Here is a 15,754-nt window from a genome sequence, read left to right as displayed (position 1 = left end):
TAGCGTCTTCCCTCACTGCAATCCTCAAGGAGTCATGTCATGTCGAAAGTCTGGTTGGTCACCGGCAGCAACCGCGGCCTGGGTCGCGATATCGCGCAGGCCGTGCTCGCGCGCGGCGATCGTCTGTTCGCCACCGCGCGCGATCCGGCGCAACTCGCCGATCTGGTCGAGCGCCACGGCGAGCGCGTTCGCGCGTTCGCGCTCGATGTCGTCGACGCCCACGCCGCGCATCGCGCCGCGCGCGAAGCGGTGGCCGCGTTCGGCCGCATCGACGTGCTGGTCAACAACGCCGGTTACGGCCGCATGGCGCCGTTCGAACAGACCGGCGAAGGCGAATTCCGCGATCAGATCGAAACCAATCTGTTCGGCGTGGTGAACCTGTCGCGCGCGGTGTTGCCGATCATGCGCGCGCAGCGCAGCGGCCACATCATCCAGATCTCCTCGGTCGGCGGCCGCATCGGCACGCCGGGGCTGTCGGCGTACCAGGCGGCGAAGTGGGCGGTCGGCGGTTTCAGCGAAGTGCTCGCGGCCGAAACCGCGGGTTTCGGGGTCAAGGTCTGCACGCTCGAACCCGGCGGCATGCGCACCGGCTGGGGCGTGGAGGCGATGGCCGATCTGCCGCGGATGCTGCCCGAGTACCAGGAGGCGTTCGGCCCGATGGTCGAACTGTTCCGCGGCCTGCTCGCGGGCGACGCCGCCAACCCGGGCATCAGCGTGGGCGCGTCCGGCGATCCGGCGCGGGTGGCGCAGGTCGTGCTGGGCATCGCCGATCACCCGCAGCCGCCGCTGCATCTGCTGCTCGGCAGCGACGCGCTGCACTACGCATCCAACGTGGAAACCGCGCGCGCGCAGGCCGGCGAACGCTGGCGCGCGGTCAGCCAATCCACCGACGCGGCCGCGAGCGGTCCGATCCCCGCGTTTCCCGCGTTGTGATGCCCAAGGCGCCCGACTCATGAAAACCTTCACCCTCAGCGACATCGAAGCGCAACCCGGCCGTCGCGTGGTCATCACCGGCGCGACCGGCGGCATCGGCCTGCAGACCGCGCTGGCCCTGGCCGGCGCGCGGTTCGAGGTGATCCTCACCGGCCGCAACGCCGACAAGGGCGCGGCCGCGCTGCGCCAGATTCGCGCGGCATATCCGCAGGCGACGGTGCGTTACGAAGACCTGGACCTCGCTAGCCTGGATTCGGTCGCGCGTTTCGCCGAGCGCTTCGCCGCGCAGCACGACGCGCTCGATGTGCTGGTCAACAACGCCGGGGTGATGACGCCGCCGCAACGCCAGACCACCGCCGACGGCTTCGAACTGCAGTTCGGCACCAACTACCTCGGCCACTACGCCTTGACCGCGCGTCTGCTGCCGATGCTGCGCAAGGGCGCCGCGCCGCGCGTGGTCAACGTCAGCAGCGGCGCGCACAAGCTGCTCGCCGACATCCACTTCGACGATCTGCAATGGCAGCGTCGCTACAAGCCGTGGCGCGCGTATGCGCAGTCGAAGCTGGCGATGCTGAGTTTCGCCTTCGAACTGCAGCGGCGCAGCAATGCCGGCGACTGGGGCCTGATCAGCAACGGCGCGCATCCGGGCTATGCGCGCACCGATCTGATCGCCAACGGTCCCGGCAACGACGCGTGGTTGACGCGATTGGGCATGCGCTGGTTTCAGCCATGGGCGAGCCAATCGGCGGCCGACGGCGCACTGCCGACGGTGTACGCCGCCGCCGCGGCGCAGGCCGTAGCGGCGGGTTACTACGGCCCACGCGATCGCTTCGAACTGCGCGGCCCGGTGACCGACGCAACGATCGGCGCGCACGCCAAGGACGAAGCCATCGCCGCGCGGCTGTGGGACGTGTCCGCGCAGCTGACCGGAGTAAGCTGGCCGCGAACCCTGATCGACACCGCCGCACCCGCGCGCGGCGCGATACGGCCCGACCGGGAGCGAACCGCATGAACGTCCTGATCTTCGGCGCGACCGGCATGGTCGGGCAGGGCGTGTTGCGCGAATGCCTGGCCGCGGCCGATGTCGAACTCGTGCAGACCGTCGGCCGCAGCGCGACCGGCGGCGGCGAAGCGAAACTGCGCGAAGTGGTGCATGCCGACTTCCTCGACTTCAGCGCGATCGAAGACCGGTTGCGCGGCTTCGATGCCTGCTTCTTCTGCCTGGGCGTGAGCTCGCTGGGCATGAACGAGGCCGACTACACCCGCATCACCCACGACTACACGATGGCCGCCGCGCGCACCCTGGCGCGCTTGAACCCGGCGATGGTGTTCACCTACGTCACCGGGACCGGCACCGACAGCAGCGAGCAGGGGCGGGTGATGTGGGCGCGGGTCAAGGGCCGCACCGAGAACGAATTGCAGCGGCTCGGCTTCAAGGCGACGTATCTGTTCCGGCCCGGCGCGATCCTGCCGCTCGACGGCATCGCGCCGAAGGACGCGCGCCTGCGCGGCCTGTACCGCTGGACCAAACCGGTCTGGCACCTGGCGCGCGCACTGCTGCCCAATCAGGTCGCGAGTACGCGCACCATCGGCCTGGCGATGCTCGGCGTCGCGCGCAAGGGCGCGGACAAGGCGATTTTGGAACCGGCCGACATCGAGGCGATCGCGCGGCGCGAGCAGGGCGGTTGAGCGTAGCCGGCGTGGACGCGCGTGAGGCGGCGTCCATGCCTGGGACTACGGTGTCGCGTCCTTAATTGGTCGCCGCGTGCGCCACGGCGATTACGACCCGCCGCATCATCGAACTCAGCATGCATGGCGAATGCACGGCGAATGTTCATAATCGTCACCCGGCCAGACTTGCCGCAGGCAACGCATATTCATAGTGGTCGTCCCGACGGACCTCGTCGCGCGTAGCGTTTGTTTGCAATTGCTGTCCCGATGAAAACTGCCGTACACAAGGCATGTTCGTAATGGCCATCCCTGCGGAATTCGCCGTACGCACCGTTTGTTCGTAATCGTCATCCCGACGAAACTTCCGTACGCAGCGAACGTTCGTAGTGATCATCCCGACGGAACCCGTCGGACGCAGCGGATGTGTGTAATCGCCATCCCCGCGAAAGCGGGAATCCAGGGCTTCATCGGGCACAGTTCCGAAGTCGCGACGGCCCCGGTCACAACCACTCCGGCCACCCATTCACAGTCCAGTCCAGACACATGGCGCACATCCCGTGGGTAGGGTGTTTCCGCGCTTCTGCGTTGTGACACTCGGCACACAACCGCGTAATCAATGCGTGATTCGTTTCACCATTGAGGCGTAAAAAATCCCAGAAAAACCCTTGTCCCCGAGTTCGCGCACTCGTTAGCGTGAATCAAAGGACGCTTACCGGCCGCACGCCGGATACGCGTCCGTAAACCGTCCGGGCGACGCGGCTTCTCGTCGTTGCCGTCCTCGCACCGGACCACTGTGCCGCGCTCGCGGCTTTCTCGGGGGTTTCATACGATGTCCGTCCGCACTCATCGCACGCACGCTCTGGCCGTCGCCACGGCTCTGGTATTGGCCAGCACCGCCGGCAGCGCGTTCGCCGCCGAACGCATCAACCTGAGCGGTCTGCAGACCGCGCAGAAATTCGATCGCTTCATCGTCAAGTACAGCAACAACAGCGCGCAGCGCAGCAGCGCGGCGAACGTGCAGAAAGCGCTCAACGCCGCGGCCAGCAGCACCGCCGGCAAGACCCGCGGCGTGGCCGCGTTCGGCCTGAGCCATCTGCGCCGCACCGCGATCGGCGCCGACGTCGTGCGCAGCGACCGCGCGCTCGACCGCAGCCAGGCCGAATCGCTGATGCGCCAGATCGCCGCCGATCCGAACGTGGAATACGTCGAAGTCGACGTGCTGCGCCAGCACAAGCTGACCCCGAACGACACCCACTACGGCGTGCAGTACGGCTTCAACGGCGCCAACGGCGGCATCCGCGCCGACCAGGCCTGGGACGTCGCCACTGGCACCGGTTCGGTGGTCGCGGTGCTCGACACCGGCATCACCCCGCACAGCGATCTCAACGCCAACATCCTGCCCGGTTACGACTTCATCTCCGACACCTTCGTTTCGCGCGACGGCGACGGCCGCGATTCCAATCCGAACGACGAAGGCGACTGGAACAACGCCACCGAATGCGATTCGCCCGGTTACGACGCGCCGGCCGGCGATTCGAGCTGGCACGGCACCCACGTCGCCGGCACCATCGCGGCGGTGACCAACAACGCCAAGGGCGTGGCCGGCACCGCGTTCAACGCCAAGGTCGTGCCGGTGCGCGTGCTCGGCCGCTGCGGCGGTTACGACTCCGACATCTCCGACGCGATCGTGTGGGCTTCGGGCGGCACCGTGTCGGGCATCCCGGCCAACGCCAACCCGGCCGAAGTGATCAACATGAGCCTCGGCGGCGGCGGCGCCTGCCCGAGCAGCTACCAGACCGCGATCAACGGCGCGGTCGGTCGCGGCACCACCATCGTGGTGGCGGCCGGCAACGAAAGCGCGAACGTGTCGACCTCGACCCCGGCCAACTGCGCCAACGTCATCGCGGTCGCGGCGACCACCTCGACCGGCGCCAAGGCCAGCTATTCCAACTACGGCACCGGCATCGACGTGTCCGCGCCGGGCGACCAGATCGCCTCGACCCACAACAGCGGCACCACCACTCAGGGCAGCGAGCAGTACGTGTACATGAGCGGCACCTCGATGGCCTCGCCGCACGTCGCCGGCGTGGTCGCGCTGCTGCAGTCCAAGGCCACCACGCCGAAGACCCCGGCCGAAATCGAAGCCCTGCTCAAGAGCACCGCGCGTGCGCTGCCGGGCGCTTGCTCGGGCGGTTGCGGCGCCGGCATCGTCAACGCCAAGGCCGCGCTCGATGCGGTCAACGGCACCACCCCGCCGACCGGTACGCAGACCTACAGCAACGGCACCGACTACAACATCCCGGACAACAACGCGACCGGCGTGTCGAGCAGCATCGCGGTGTCGGGCCGCACCGGCAACGCGCCGAGCAACGCCTCGGTGACGGTCAACATCATCCACCCGTACAAGGGCGACCTGATCGTCGACCTGATCGCGCCGGACGGTTCGGTCTACAACATCCACAACCGCACCGGCGCCGCCGCCGACAACGTCAGCGGCACCTTCACCCTGAACCTGTCAAGCGAAGCGCTCAACGGCACCTGGAAACTGCGCGCCGCCGATCGCGCCGCGCAGGACGTCGGCCGCATCGACACCTGGAGCATCACCTTCTGATTGCGGTTGCGAGGAACTGACGTTCGACCCGAACCCCGGCCGCGAGGCCGGGGTTTGTTTTTGCTCGTGATCCGGACTCGCGGGTGGTTTTTGCGATCCGCCCGCGACGGCCGGGGCGATCGCCCGCGCGCAGATGCGCGCAACGAGCATGTGCGCGATGCGAACGACAATCCGATAGTGGCAGCTCGAAGCCATCCGGATCCGGATCGATGCATGCACGGGGCCGGGTGCGATGCGGTGGAATGCGACGCATAGATATTCGCACTCGTTACGCATGAATGATGCGCCGAATGCGCAATACGACCTGTCCGCACCGCGAATCGGACGAGTCAGAATAGGGGAAAAACCCGCTATTTCGTTGTGCAAATCGCGCGACGCGCGATGTCGCGATATGTGATCGGCGACGGTTTTCGAACGCGCTCATGTTGTGTCGCCGGCTTGCCGCGGTTTTTTTTTGCTGCCTATCGTCGAGACAAGGACGCGGCATGCGTCGCGTCCGCATCGAATGTCCCGTCGCTCGCCTCGCGCGCGCTGCGAACGCGGGAACGTTGCAGTTCGCCGCCATGCGGCATTCAGTCAGGGGTTCTTTCTCATGAAATCGCGTTCCGATAGTAACCGGCGTGTGCATTCGTTCGCCGCCGCGGCGCTGCTGGCGCTGGGCGGCCTGGCCGCCGTTCCGGCGTTCGCCGGCCAGGCCCATGTGGCGGGCCTGCAGGACGGCCGGACCTACCGGCAGTTGATCGTCAAATTCGTCGCCGGCAGCGCGCCGGCGCGCCACGCCGCCGCGGTCGACGCCTCGTTGCGCCGCGCCGGTCTGGGTCTGGTATCGGGCAAGTCGACGCCGGTGCTCACGCGGCTGCGGCGCATGGCGATCGGCAGCGATGTCGTGGCCAGCGACGTGCCGTTGAGCCGCGCGCAGACCCAGGCGCTGATCCGGCGGATCGCCGACGATCCGAATGTCGAATGGGTGCAGGCGGATCTGCCGGTGGACATCACCGCCTTGCCGAACGACCCGCGCTTCGCCGAGCAATGGGACCTGGCCGACAGCGCGGTCGGCATTCGCGCGCCGAGCGCATGGGCCACCAGCGACGGCAGCGGCGCGGTGGTGGCGGTGGTCGACACCGGCATCGTTTCGCACCCGGATTTGAACGGCAACGTGATCGCCGGCTACGACATGCTGTCGGTGAGCGACGGCAACGGACGCGATCCCAATCCGACCGACACCGTCTACGCGCCGTCGCTGCCGCACGGCACCCACGTCGCCGGCACGGTCGCGGCGGTGACCGGCAACGGCGTCGGCGTCGCCGGCGTGGCGCCGGGCGTCAAGATCGTTCCGGTGCGCGTGCTCGGACAGGGCAGCAACAGCTTCATGTCCGATCTGGCCGACGGCATCGTCTGGGCCTCGGGCGGACGCGTGGCGGGCGTGCCGGCCAATCCCAATCCGGCCGATGTCATCAACCTGTCGGTCGGCACGCCCACGGCGTGTTCGCAGACGCCGGCGTGGCAGGCCGCGATCAACACCGCGACCGCCAACGGCACGATCGTGGCCGCCGCCGCCGGCAACAACAATATCGACGTGCGCGGTTTCACCCCGGCCAGCTGCAACAACGTGATCACCGTGGCCGCCAGCGATCAGGGCAGCCGCCGCGCCTGGTATTCGGGCTACGGCGCCGGCATCGACATCACCGCGCCGGGCGGCGAAAGCTGCTCGCCGTCGACCGAATTCCTGCCGCTGGGCCGCTTCGTCAACAAGCCGCAGGAATGCACGCGCCAGCATCTGACCCAGGGCATCCTGTCGACCTATTCGGGCAGCCGCTACGAATACCTGGACGGCACTTCGATGGCCACGCCGCACGTGGCCGGCGTGATCGCGATGATCCAGGCCGCCGCGCCCACGCCCAGGACCTTCGAACAGGTGCGCCAGATCCTGGCGACGACCGCGCGTCCGATCAGCGCGGCCAACTGCCCCGGCGGTTGCGGCGCCGGTCTGGTCGACGCGGCCGCGGCGGTGGCGAGGGCGCGCTCGGCCACGCCTTGATCCTGCACGACGGCGTCGGTCCGGACTCGGGCCGGCGCGCGTTCAGTCCGCCTGCGCCCTTCACCCGGCGACGATTGCGTCGCCGGGTTCGTCATGCCGGTTGTGCAAGAATGAAACCGGCCTGCTGCGTTCGGCACGGTTTTGGCGTCTACGGCGCCAGCTCGACCCCGATCGGTTCGGGCCTGCGTTGAAACCTGTTCCACCTCAGGAGCTGCCCGCATGTCATCCTCGATCCGCACACGCTGGCTGCCCGCCGTGGCCGTGTTGCTTTCCTTCTCAGTGAGCGCCTGCATGGCATCCGGCACCAATCCCTCCGATCCGAAATCCGCCGATCCGCAGCCCGTGCAGACCGGCTCGCCCGATCCGCGTACGCAACCGGTGCAGCCCGACCGCAACGGCCCCGATCAGAACCAGCCCGAGCAGGCGCCGCCGCAATACGTCCAGCCCGGCGACACACAGCCCAAGCAGGGCGCCGGCCGCGCCCAGGTCGGTGCGCCGGTCGGCGCCGGGCCGTTCGGCCAGTTCATCGTCAAGTACCGCGACGGCACCGGGCCGCTGACCCGGCAAGGCGCGGTGCAGCCGCGCCTGGACCAGACCGCGCAACGCGCCGGCCTGGCCAACAAGAGCGGCCTGAAGCTGACCTGGAAACACCGCATGGGCATCCAGGCCGATGTGTTCAGCGTCAGCCCGGCGCTCGACCGCGCCGATGCGGTGCGGCTGATGGAAACCTTCGCCGACGACCCGGACGTGCAGTTCATCGAGCCCGACAATCACATCGCGCTCGACCCGATTATTCGCGGCCCGGCAGTGATCGACAAATAGGCGCGCTCGCGAGGCGTCGATCGCGTCGCTCGGCCGCGTGCGCGGCCCAACTGGACAGTCAACAAAAACCCCGGCATTGCCGGGGTTTTTCTGTTGCGCCGCAGTAGCGTCGAAGCACCGAAACAGTGTTTATGCGTGCAGAAAATATTCAATTCGCGCAGCAATTTTACGATGCATGACAAACATCACGAACGACGCGCCTGAATCGCGGCCAATCCCGTTGCCGTCGCGTTCCTCCACCGGCTAGCGTCATGACAGGGGCGAGCCGACGACTCGACCCATCATCAGACCGGAACCGCGGGATCGCCTGCCACCGCGCTGTCGCTCAATTCCGGCCACGACCACCGCAATCCGACGCTTCGACCGCGCAAGCGGCTTTCATCCATCGGGGGTTCCACCAATGTCCAGCAAGTCCTCACGCCGCGCGCCCGCGCGCGGTACGGCAACGCTTTGCGCCGCATTGCGCGGCGCCGTGCTCGTCTCCAGCCTGGTCGCCGCGCCGGCGTTCGCCGCGCAGCCGCTGTTCACCGGCGATGCGCCGACGGCGCGCGCCGGCCTAGCCAGCGCGCAAGCCTCGGCGCTGAGCCACGCACAAAGCCTGGCGGCCGCGCCGGCCACCGCATCGCTGCAACTCAAGCGCGCCAACGCCGCGCTGGTCAGCGCGCAGACCCGGGAGATCGAACTGCAACTCGGCGGGCATCGGGTCAACGCCGTGCTCGACAGCGCGCGCGACACCGGCCGCGGCAGCACGGTGTGGCTCGGCCATCTGCGCGATAGCTCTCAGCAAAAGCAGGCCAAACGCGCGAGCGCCGACGTGCGCGAAGTGCGTCACGACGAACTCAATTCGGTCGCGCTGGTCCGCCGCGGCGACGGCGTCACCGGCAACGTGCGCGTCGACGGCCAGCTGTATCGGATCCGTCCGCTCGCTGACGGCAGCCATGCGGTGATCGAAGTCGACGAAAGCAAGATGCCGCCCGATCATCCGCTGGGCTATCGCGACTCGGACCTGCCGCAGATCGACATGCGCGAAGCGTCCCGCATCGCCAACGCCAACGCCAACGCCGCCAGCGCGCGCATCAACAGCGCCGCGGTCGGCCCGGCCGCGATCGATCCGGGCGCGACCGCGACCATCCGCGTGCAGGTCGTGGCGACCAACGAAGCGGTCACCGCATACGGCGGCGACATGCAGGCGCTGGTCGAACTCGCCGTGGCCGAGAGCAACCAGGGTTACGTCAATTCCAATGTCGGCATCCAGCTGGAACTGGCGAACTACCGCACCGTGCAGTACACCTCGGCCGGCGACGGCCACTTCACCGACGAAGAACGCTTCGCCGATCCCAGCGACGGCTACATGGACGACATCCACGCCAGCCGCGACGCGAATGCCGCCGACGTCAGCGTGCTGATCATCAACGACGCCGGCAACTGCGGCCTGGCCCATTCGATCGGTTCGACCGCGGCGACCGCGTTCGCGACCGTGCATTACGACTGCGCCACCGGTTACTACAGCTTCGCCCATGAAATCGGCCACCTGCTGTCGGCGCGTCACGATCCGGCCGCCGATCCGACCAACACGCCGTACGCCTACGGCCACGGTTACCGCTACGAGCCCGCCACCGGCACCAAGTGGCGCACGATCATGGCCTACGCCTGCACCGGCGGCTGCACCCGCCTGAACTACTGGTCGAACCCGGACGTGACCTACAACGGAGTGCCGATGGGAACCGCCGACAAGAACCACAACCAGCGCGTGCTGGTGCAGACCAAGGCCGCGGTCGCCGCATTCCGTGGCGCGCCCGGCGGCAACACCGCGCCGGTGGCGAACTTCAGTTCCTCGGCCAGCGGTTTGACGGTGAACTTCACCGACAGCTCGACCGACGCCGATGGCACGATCGCTTCGCGCAGCTGGAACTTCGGCGACGGCACCAGCTCGACTGCGACCAATCCGAGCAAGACCTACAGCGCCGCGGGCACCTACACCGTCACCCTGACCGTCACCGACAACGGCGGCGCCACCCACACCAAGACCGCCTCGGTCACGGTCAACGCCAGCGGCGTGCAGACCTACACCAACGGCGCCGACGTCAACATCCCCGACAACAACGCCACCGGCGTGACCAGCAACATCGCGGTGTCCGGACGCAGCGGCAACGCACCGAGCAACGCCTCGATCTCGGTCAATATCGTGCATCCGTACAAGGGCGATCTGATCGTCGACCTGATCGCGCCGGACGGCTCGGTCTACAACCTGCACAACCGCACCGGCGGCAGCGCCGACAACGTCAGCGGCAGCTTCAGCAAGAACCTGTCGAGCGAAGCGCTCAACGGCACCTGGAAGCTGCGCGCCGCCGATCGCGCGTCCGCCGACGTGGGCAAGATCGATACCTGGAGCATCACGTTCTGATCGGCTCGCCTTGATCGGGCCGTACCCGCAAAACACAGTCGGTCGGAGCACATGACTGGCAATCAGGGGGGCGTTTTGGGCCGCATTGTCGCCACGCAGCCCAGCGTGATGTCACCGGCCCGCGGATCGCCTCGATCCGCGGGCATCGCAAGCGCAAGACCTCGCAGTTCGAGCGCGCACAGGGGAGCGCCTCATCCCGCGCGGCGTGCCGTCGTGTACGAGGGCGACGTGTCGACCCGGTCCGCCGCGGACGCAGGCCGGCATCCGCCCCACGCGATCCACACCGCCATTCACCGTGGTCCAAACCGAACCATCGCCTGAATCATCAAAGGACACAGACATCCATGAAACGCATCACTCTCACTCTCGGCCTGCTCGCCCTGTCGGTCGGCACCGCGCTGGCCGGCCCGGCGCTGCGCCCGGCCGCGTTCGACAACGCCCGCCTGTCCCGCGTCGACGCCATCGCCGTGCGCGCGATGCCGGCGGTCGACGTGGCCAAGCTGCGCGCCGAAGACCTCAAGCGCGACGCGCGCAACGAAGTGCCGCGCTTCGCCACCGCCTTGCCGGTGAGCATCGACACGCTCAACACCGGCACCTGGGAATCGCTCGACGACGGCAACGTGGTCTGGCGCACCCGCATCGAATCCAAGAACGCGCTGTCGCTGAACTTCCACTTCGATCAGTTCAATCTGCCCGAAGGCGCGCGCATGCTGATCTATCCGGCCGACCAGGCGCCGAACTCCAACGCCGGCCGCGTGCGCAGCTTCACCCCGGCCGACAACAACGCCGTCGGCGAACTGTGGACGCCGGTGGTGCTCGGCGACGAAGCGGTGATCGAAGTGGTGGTGCCGGCGGCGAAGGTCGGGCAACTCAAGCTGCATCTGGCGAAGGTCAACCACGACTACGTCGGCTTCGGCAAGCTCGCGCGCAACGCCGCGCTCGATGTCGGCCCGATGGCGACCTCGGGCAGCTGCGAAATCGACGTGGTCTGCCCGGAAGGCAACGGCTACCGCGACATCATCCGTTCGGTCGCGGCGTACTCGAAGCAGGGCACGATGTGGTGCACCGGCTCGCTGGTCAACAACACCGCCAACGACAAGAAGATGTACTTCCTGACCGCCAACCATTGCGGCATGACCAGCGCCTCGGTCAACAACTCGATGGTCGTGTACTGGAACTACCAGAACAGCACCTGCCGTCTGCCCGGTTCGTCCGCCAGCGGCGCCGACGGCGACGGCTCGCTGTCGCAATCGCAGACCGGCGCGACCCTGCGCGCGACCTACGCGACCTCCGACTTCACCCTGCTCGAACTCAATACCGCCGCCAACCCGGCGTACAACCTGTACTGGGCCGGCTGGGATCGTCGCGACCAGAACTACAACAGTTCGATCGCGATCCACCATCCCAACGTCGCCGACAAGCGCATCAGCTTCTCCGACAGCGCCTCGCGCACCACCAACTACGGCGGCGCCGACTACAACCCGCCGACCGTCGCCAACGGCAGCCACGTGTTCGTGAAATGGGGCGTCAATCGCGGCGTGACCGAGCCGGGTTCGTCGGGCTCGCCGTTGTACAGCCCGGACAAGCGCGTGATCGGCCAGTTGCACGGCGGCCCGTCGAGCTGCACCGTGCCGCAGGAACAAAAGGCCGATTACTACGGCCGCATCTTCACCTCCTGGACCGGCGGCGGCGCCGCGGCCTCGCGCCTGAGCGACTGGCTCGACGCGTCCGCGACCGGCGCGCAGTTCGTCGACGGCCTGGATTCCACCGGCACGCCGCCGGCCAACAACCCGCCGAGCGCGAACTTCACCTCGACCGCCAGCGCGTTGACGGTGAGCTTCACCGACACCTCCAGCGACAGCGACGGCACCATCGCCTCGCGCAGCTGGAACTTCGGCGACGGCACCACCTCGACCGCGACCAATCCGTCGAAGACCTACAGTGCGGCGGGCACCTACACCGTCACCCTGACCGTCACCGACGACGACGGCGCCACCAACACCAAGACCGCCTCGGTCACGGTCAGCGGCGGCAACGGCAGCCAGACCTACAGCAACGGCACCGACGTCGCCATCACCGACAACGCCACCGTGGAAAGCTCGATCGTGGTGTCCGGCCGCAGCGGCAACGCCCCGGCCAGCACGCCGATCGCGGTCAACATCCTGCACACCTACAAGAGCGACCTCAAGGTCGACCTGGTCGCGCCGGACGGCACCGTCTACAACCTGCACAACCGCACCGGCGGCAGCGCCGACAACATCATCCAGACCTACACCAAGAACCTGTCGAGCGAAGCCTTGAACGGAACCTGGAAGCTGCGCGTCAACGACAACGCCGGCGGCGATACCGGCAAGATCGACAGCTGGAGCATCACGTTCTGATTCAACCACGCAATCCGAAGTGATCAAATCAAAACCCCGGCTTCGGCCGGGGTTTTTTGTTTATACGCCTGCGGCGATCGGAACCCGAAGCGTCGCGCTGAAATTCCCTCCCAAAAAAGCGACACACCGCATTGCGATGCGACGGTCAGGTCCGAGCGGCTTGAGCGTCCAGACCGCTTGAGTAGCGATGCTCGGTTGTCGCATCGCCCGCCACCGATGTCCGCGCGACGCAGCCCACGCAGTGTGTTGTGGGAGGGAGCTTCAGCCCCGACGCTTTTCGGTCAGATCGCCTGGCCGATCCACGCATGCATGCGTACCCACGAAAACCCCGAAAGATCAGGCTCCCGACCAGCGCCAGCACTGCTGCTTCATCGCTCGCGCCTGCGAACTTCGCATCACCCTACCTCGAAGTTCCCGCAATTCGTGCGCTGCATTGCATTGTGAATTCGCGCGGCATCTCAGTTTCAATTTCCCGTCATGCACACCGATTTCAACAGCAACAAATCTTCGTCGTATGCGTGACGCGATGCACGGATGCTATGTCGACTCGGCGGGTTTGCGTCTTGTTGTGTGCGACAAGTCTGCCGCAGAGTCACGCCGTGGTCGTCATCGATGCCTCGTTGCGCACCACGCGTCGAAGAACCAACGCACGCTCATGGGGAAGCATGCGGCACCGCCTGCATCAATCGCTGGAGCTTCCAGTTCCCACCACCTGACCCGTCGCCATCGCCATCGGTCACCGGCCCAGCCGGCGGCGCGGTCATGCCTCTACTACGGACGGAGAGACTCATGAAACGCATTTGTGGTTCCTTGCTGTTGCTCGGACTGTCGATCAGCGCCGCTCTCGCCGCGCCGGCCTCGCGCCCGGCGGCTTTCGAATACACCAACGTGTCGAGCGTGGACAAGGTCGCCCTGCGCACCATGCCCGCGGTCGACGTGGCCAAGCTCAAGGCCGAAGACCTGCAACGCGACAAGCGCGGCGACATCCCGCGTTTCGCGTTCCCGATGACGGTCGACATGACCCCGCTCAATTCCGGCGTGTGGGAAGACGTCGACGCCGACACCGTGGTCTGGCGCCAGCGCATCCGTTCGGAAAAAGCGCTGTCGTTGAACTTCGGTTTCACCCAGTACCACATGCCGCAGGGCGGCCGCCTGCTGATCTATCCGGCGACCCAGACCGCCGGCGGCGATCGCGCGCTGATCAGCGAATACACCGCGCGCGAAAACAACGCGCAGGGCCAGCTGTGGACCGCGGTCGTGCCGGGCGCCGAAGCGGTGATCGAAGTGGTGGTGCCGCGCGCCAAGATGGGCGAGCTCAAGCTGCACCTGACCAAGGTCAACCACGACTACGTCGGCTTCGGTCCGCTCGCGCGCCGCCTCGCGCTCGCCGCGGGCGAAAAGGGCGTGTCGGGTTCGTGCAATATCGACGTGGTCTGCCCCGAGGGCGATGGTCGTCGCGACATCATCCGCTCGGTCGCGGCCTACTCGAAGAACGGCTCGCTGGCGTGTACCGGTTCGCTGGTCAACAACACCGCCAACGATCGCAAGATGTACTTCCTAACCGCGCATCACTGCGGCATGACCTCGGCGTCGACCGCGGCCAGCATCGTGGTGTACTGGAACTATCAGAACTCGACCTGCCGCGCGCCGAACACCCCGGCCAGCGGCGCCAACGGCGACGGTTCGATGAGTCAGACCCAGACCGGTTCGACGGTCAAGGCGACCTACGCCGACTCCGACTTCACCCTGCTCGAGTTGAACACCGCGGCCAATCCGGCGTTCAACCTGTTCTGGGCCGGTTGGGACCGCCGCGATCAGAACTATCCCGGCGCGATCGGCATCCATCACCCGAACGTCGCCGAGAAGCGCATCAGCAACTCGACCAGCCCGACCTCGTTCGTGGCCTGGGGCGGCGGCGCCGGCACCACTCACTTGAACGTGCAGTGGCAGCCGAGCGGCGGCGTGACCGAACCGGGTTCCTCGGGTTCGCCGATCTACAGCCCGGAAAAGCGCGTGCTCGGTCAGTTGCACGGCGGTCCGTCGAGCTGCAGCGCGACCGGCACCAACCGCAGCGACCAGTACGGCCGCGTGTTCACCTCGTGGACCGGCGGCGGCGCGGCCTCTTCGCGCCTGAGCGACTGGCTCGATCCGGCCGCGACCGGCGCGCAGTTCATCGACGGCCTGGATTCGGGCGGCGGCACGCCGAACGTTCCGCCGACGGCGAACTTCACCTCGACCACCAGCGGCCTGACCGCGACCTTCACCGACAGCTCCACCGACAGCGATGGCTCCATCGCTTCGCGCAGCTGGAACTTCGGCGACGGCACCACCTCGACCGCGACCAATCCGAGCAAGACCTACAGCGCCGCCGGCACCTACACCGTCACGCTGACCGTCACCGACAACGGCGGCGCCACCAACACCAAGACCGGTACGGTCACGGTGTCCGGCGGCCCGGGTTCGCAGACCTACACCAACGACACCGATGTCGCGATCCCCGACAACGCCACGGTCGAAAGCTCGATCAGCGTGTCCGGCCGCACCGGCAACGGTTCGGCGACCACGCCGATCCAGGTCACGATCTACCACACCTACAAGAGCGATCTGAAGGTGGACCTGGTGGCGCCGGACGGCACGGTGTACAACCTGCACAACCGCACCGGCGGCAGCGCCGACAACATCATCCAGACCTTCACCAAGGACCTGTCGAGCGAAGCGCTCAACGGCACCTGGAAGCTGCGGGTGAACGACAATGCGACCGTCGATACCGGCCGCATCGACAAGTGGAGCATCACGTTCTGATCGAACGGATGTGATCGACACGACGCCGCGGCCTTCGGGCCGCGGCGTTTTTTAAAGGCGCGTGCGATCGGCCGACGGGATCGACTCTCGCG

9 protein-coding genes and 1 pseudogene are annotated in these 15,754 nt (G+C 67.2%); all 10 read left to right on the top strand.

The features are described 5' to 3' along the window. Positions 1–39 precede the first annotated feature (39 nt). The 10 genes and pseudogenes from KME82_RS18885 (at position 40) to KME82_RS18845 (ending at position 15,662) form a co-directional block, all read left to right on the top strand. Positions 40–933: an SDR family NAD(P)-dependent oxidoreductase gene (locus KME82_RS18885; RefSeq protein WP_215495392.1), complete on the top strand. Its 894-nt coding sequence runs from the start codon at positions 40–42 to the stop codon at positions 931–933. A 19-nt stretch (positions 934–952) separates the two neighbouring features. Continuing rightward, positions 953–1,945: an oxidoreductase gene (locus KME82_RS18880; protein ID WP_215495391.1), complete on the top strand. Its 993-nt coding sequence runs from the start codon at positions 953–955 to the stop codon at positions 1,943–1,945. Then, complete coding sequence (locus KME82_RS18875; RefSeq protein WP_215495390.1) at positions 1,942–2,622, top strand: NAD-dependent epimerase/dehydratase family protein; 681 nt, start codon at positions 1,942–1,944, stop codon at positions 2,620–2,622. Before KME82_RS18880 ends, KME82_RS18875 begins: the two co-directional genes overlap by 4 nt. A gap of 811 nt (positions 2,623–3,433) precedes the next feature. After that, on the top strand, positions 3,434–5,215 hold the full coding sequence (locus KME82_RS18870) for a S8 family peptidase (RefSeq protein WP_215495389.1): 1,782 nt from the start codon (positions 3,434–3,436) through the stop codon (positions 5,213–5,215). A gap of 592 nt (positions 5,216–5,807) precedes the next feature. Next, a complete protein-coding gene (locus KME82_RS18865; RefSeq protein WP_215495388.1) occupies positions 5,808–7,253 on the top strand; it encodes a S8 family serine peptidase in 1,446 nt (481 codons plus the stop codon). A 291-nt stretch (positions 7,254–7,544) separates the two neighbouring features. Beyond that, positions 7,545–8,075, top strand: coding sequence for a hypothetical protein (locus KME82_RS18860; protein ID WP_215495387.1), 531 nt, complete (start codon positions 7,545–7,547; stop codon positions 8,073–8,075). An 874-nt stretch (positions 8,076–8,949) separates the two neighbouring features. Continuing rightward, a pseudogene (locus KME82_RS27200) lies at positions 8,950–9,864 on the top strand (M12 family metallo-peptidase); the annotation flags it as partial. Between the two features lie 27 nt (positions 9,865–9,891). Further along, on the top strand, positions 9,892–10,479 hold the full coding sequence (locus KME82_RS27195) for a proprotein convertase P-domain-containing protein (RefSeq protein ID WP_430538853.1): 588 nt from the start codon (positions 9,892–9,894) through the stop codon (positions 10,477–10,479). A gap of 344 nt (positions 10,480–10,823) precedes the next feature. Beyond that, entirely contained in the window at positions 10,824–12,860 is a 2,037-nt protein-coding gene (locus tag KME82_RS18850; RefSeq protein WP_215495385.1) for a proprotein convertase P-domain-containing protein, read from the top strand. Between the two features lie 789 nt (positions 12,861–13,649). After that, positions 13,650–15,662: a proprotein convertase P-domain-containing protein gene (locus KME82_RS18845; RefSeq protein WP_215495384.1), complete on the top strand. Its 2,013-nt coding sequence runs from the start codon at positions 13,650–13,652 to the stop codon at positions 15,660–15,662. Positions 15,663–15,754 lie beyond the last annotated feature (92 nt).

The organism is Lysobacter capsici (genome assembly GCF_018732085.1).
Classification (GTDB): domain Bacteria; phylum Pseudomonadota; class Gammaproteobacteria; order Xanthomonadales; family Xanthomonadaceae; genus Lysobacter; species Lysobacter capsici_A.
Note: the sequence above shows the minus strand (reverse complement) of the source record. Positions and strands in the feature narration are given on the sequence as shown.

What these genes read in the sequence shown, in the direction of transcription:
- KME82_RS18845 (WP_215495384.1), top strand. Translation starts at nt 13,650, where the DNA reads ATGAAACGCATTTGTGGTTCCTTGCTGTTGCTCGGACTGTCGATCAGC.
- KME82_RS18875 (WP_215495390.1), top strand. Translation starts at nt 1,942, where the DNA reads ATGAACGTCCTGATCTTCGGCGCGACCGGCATGGTCGGGCAGGGCGTG.
- KME82_RS18870 (WP_215495389.1), top strand. Translation starts at nt 3,434, where the DNA reads ATGTCCGTCCGCACTCATCGCACGCACGCTCTGGCCGTCGCCACGGCT.
- KME82_RS18865 (WP_215495388.1), top strand. Translation starts at nt 5,808, where the DNA reads ATGAAATCGCGTTCCGATAGTAACCGGCGTGTGCATTCGTTCGCCGCC.
- KME82_RS18850 (WP_215495385.1), top strand. Translation starts at nt 10,824, where the DNA reads ATGAAACGCATCACTCTCACTCTCGGCCTGCTCGCCCTGTCGGTCGGC.
- KME82_RS18885 (WP_215495392.1), top strand. Translation starts at nt 40, where the DNA reads ATGTCGAAAGTCTGGTTGGTCACCGGCAGCAACCGCGGCCTGGGTCGC.
- KME82_RS18880 (WP_215495391.1), top strand. Translation starts at nt 953, where the DNA reads ATGAAAACCTTCACCCTCAGCGACATCGAAGCGCAACCCGGCCGTCGC.
- KME82_RS18860 (WP_215495387.1), top strand. Translation starts at nt 7,545, where the DNA reads ATGGCATCCGGCACCAATCCCTCCGATCCGAAATCCGCCGATCCGCAG.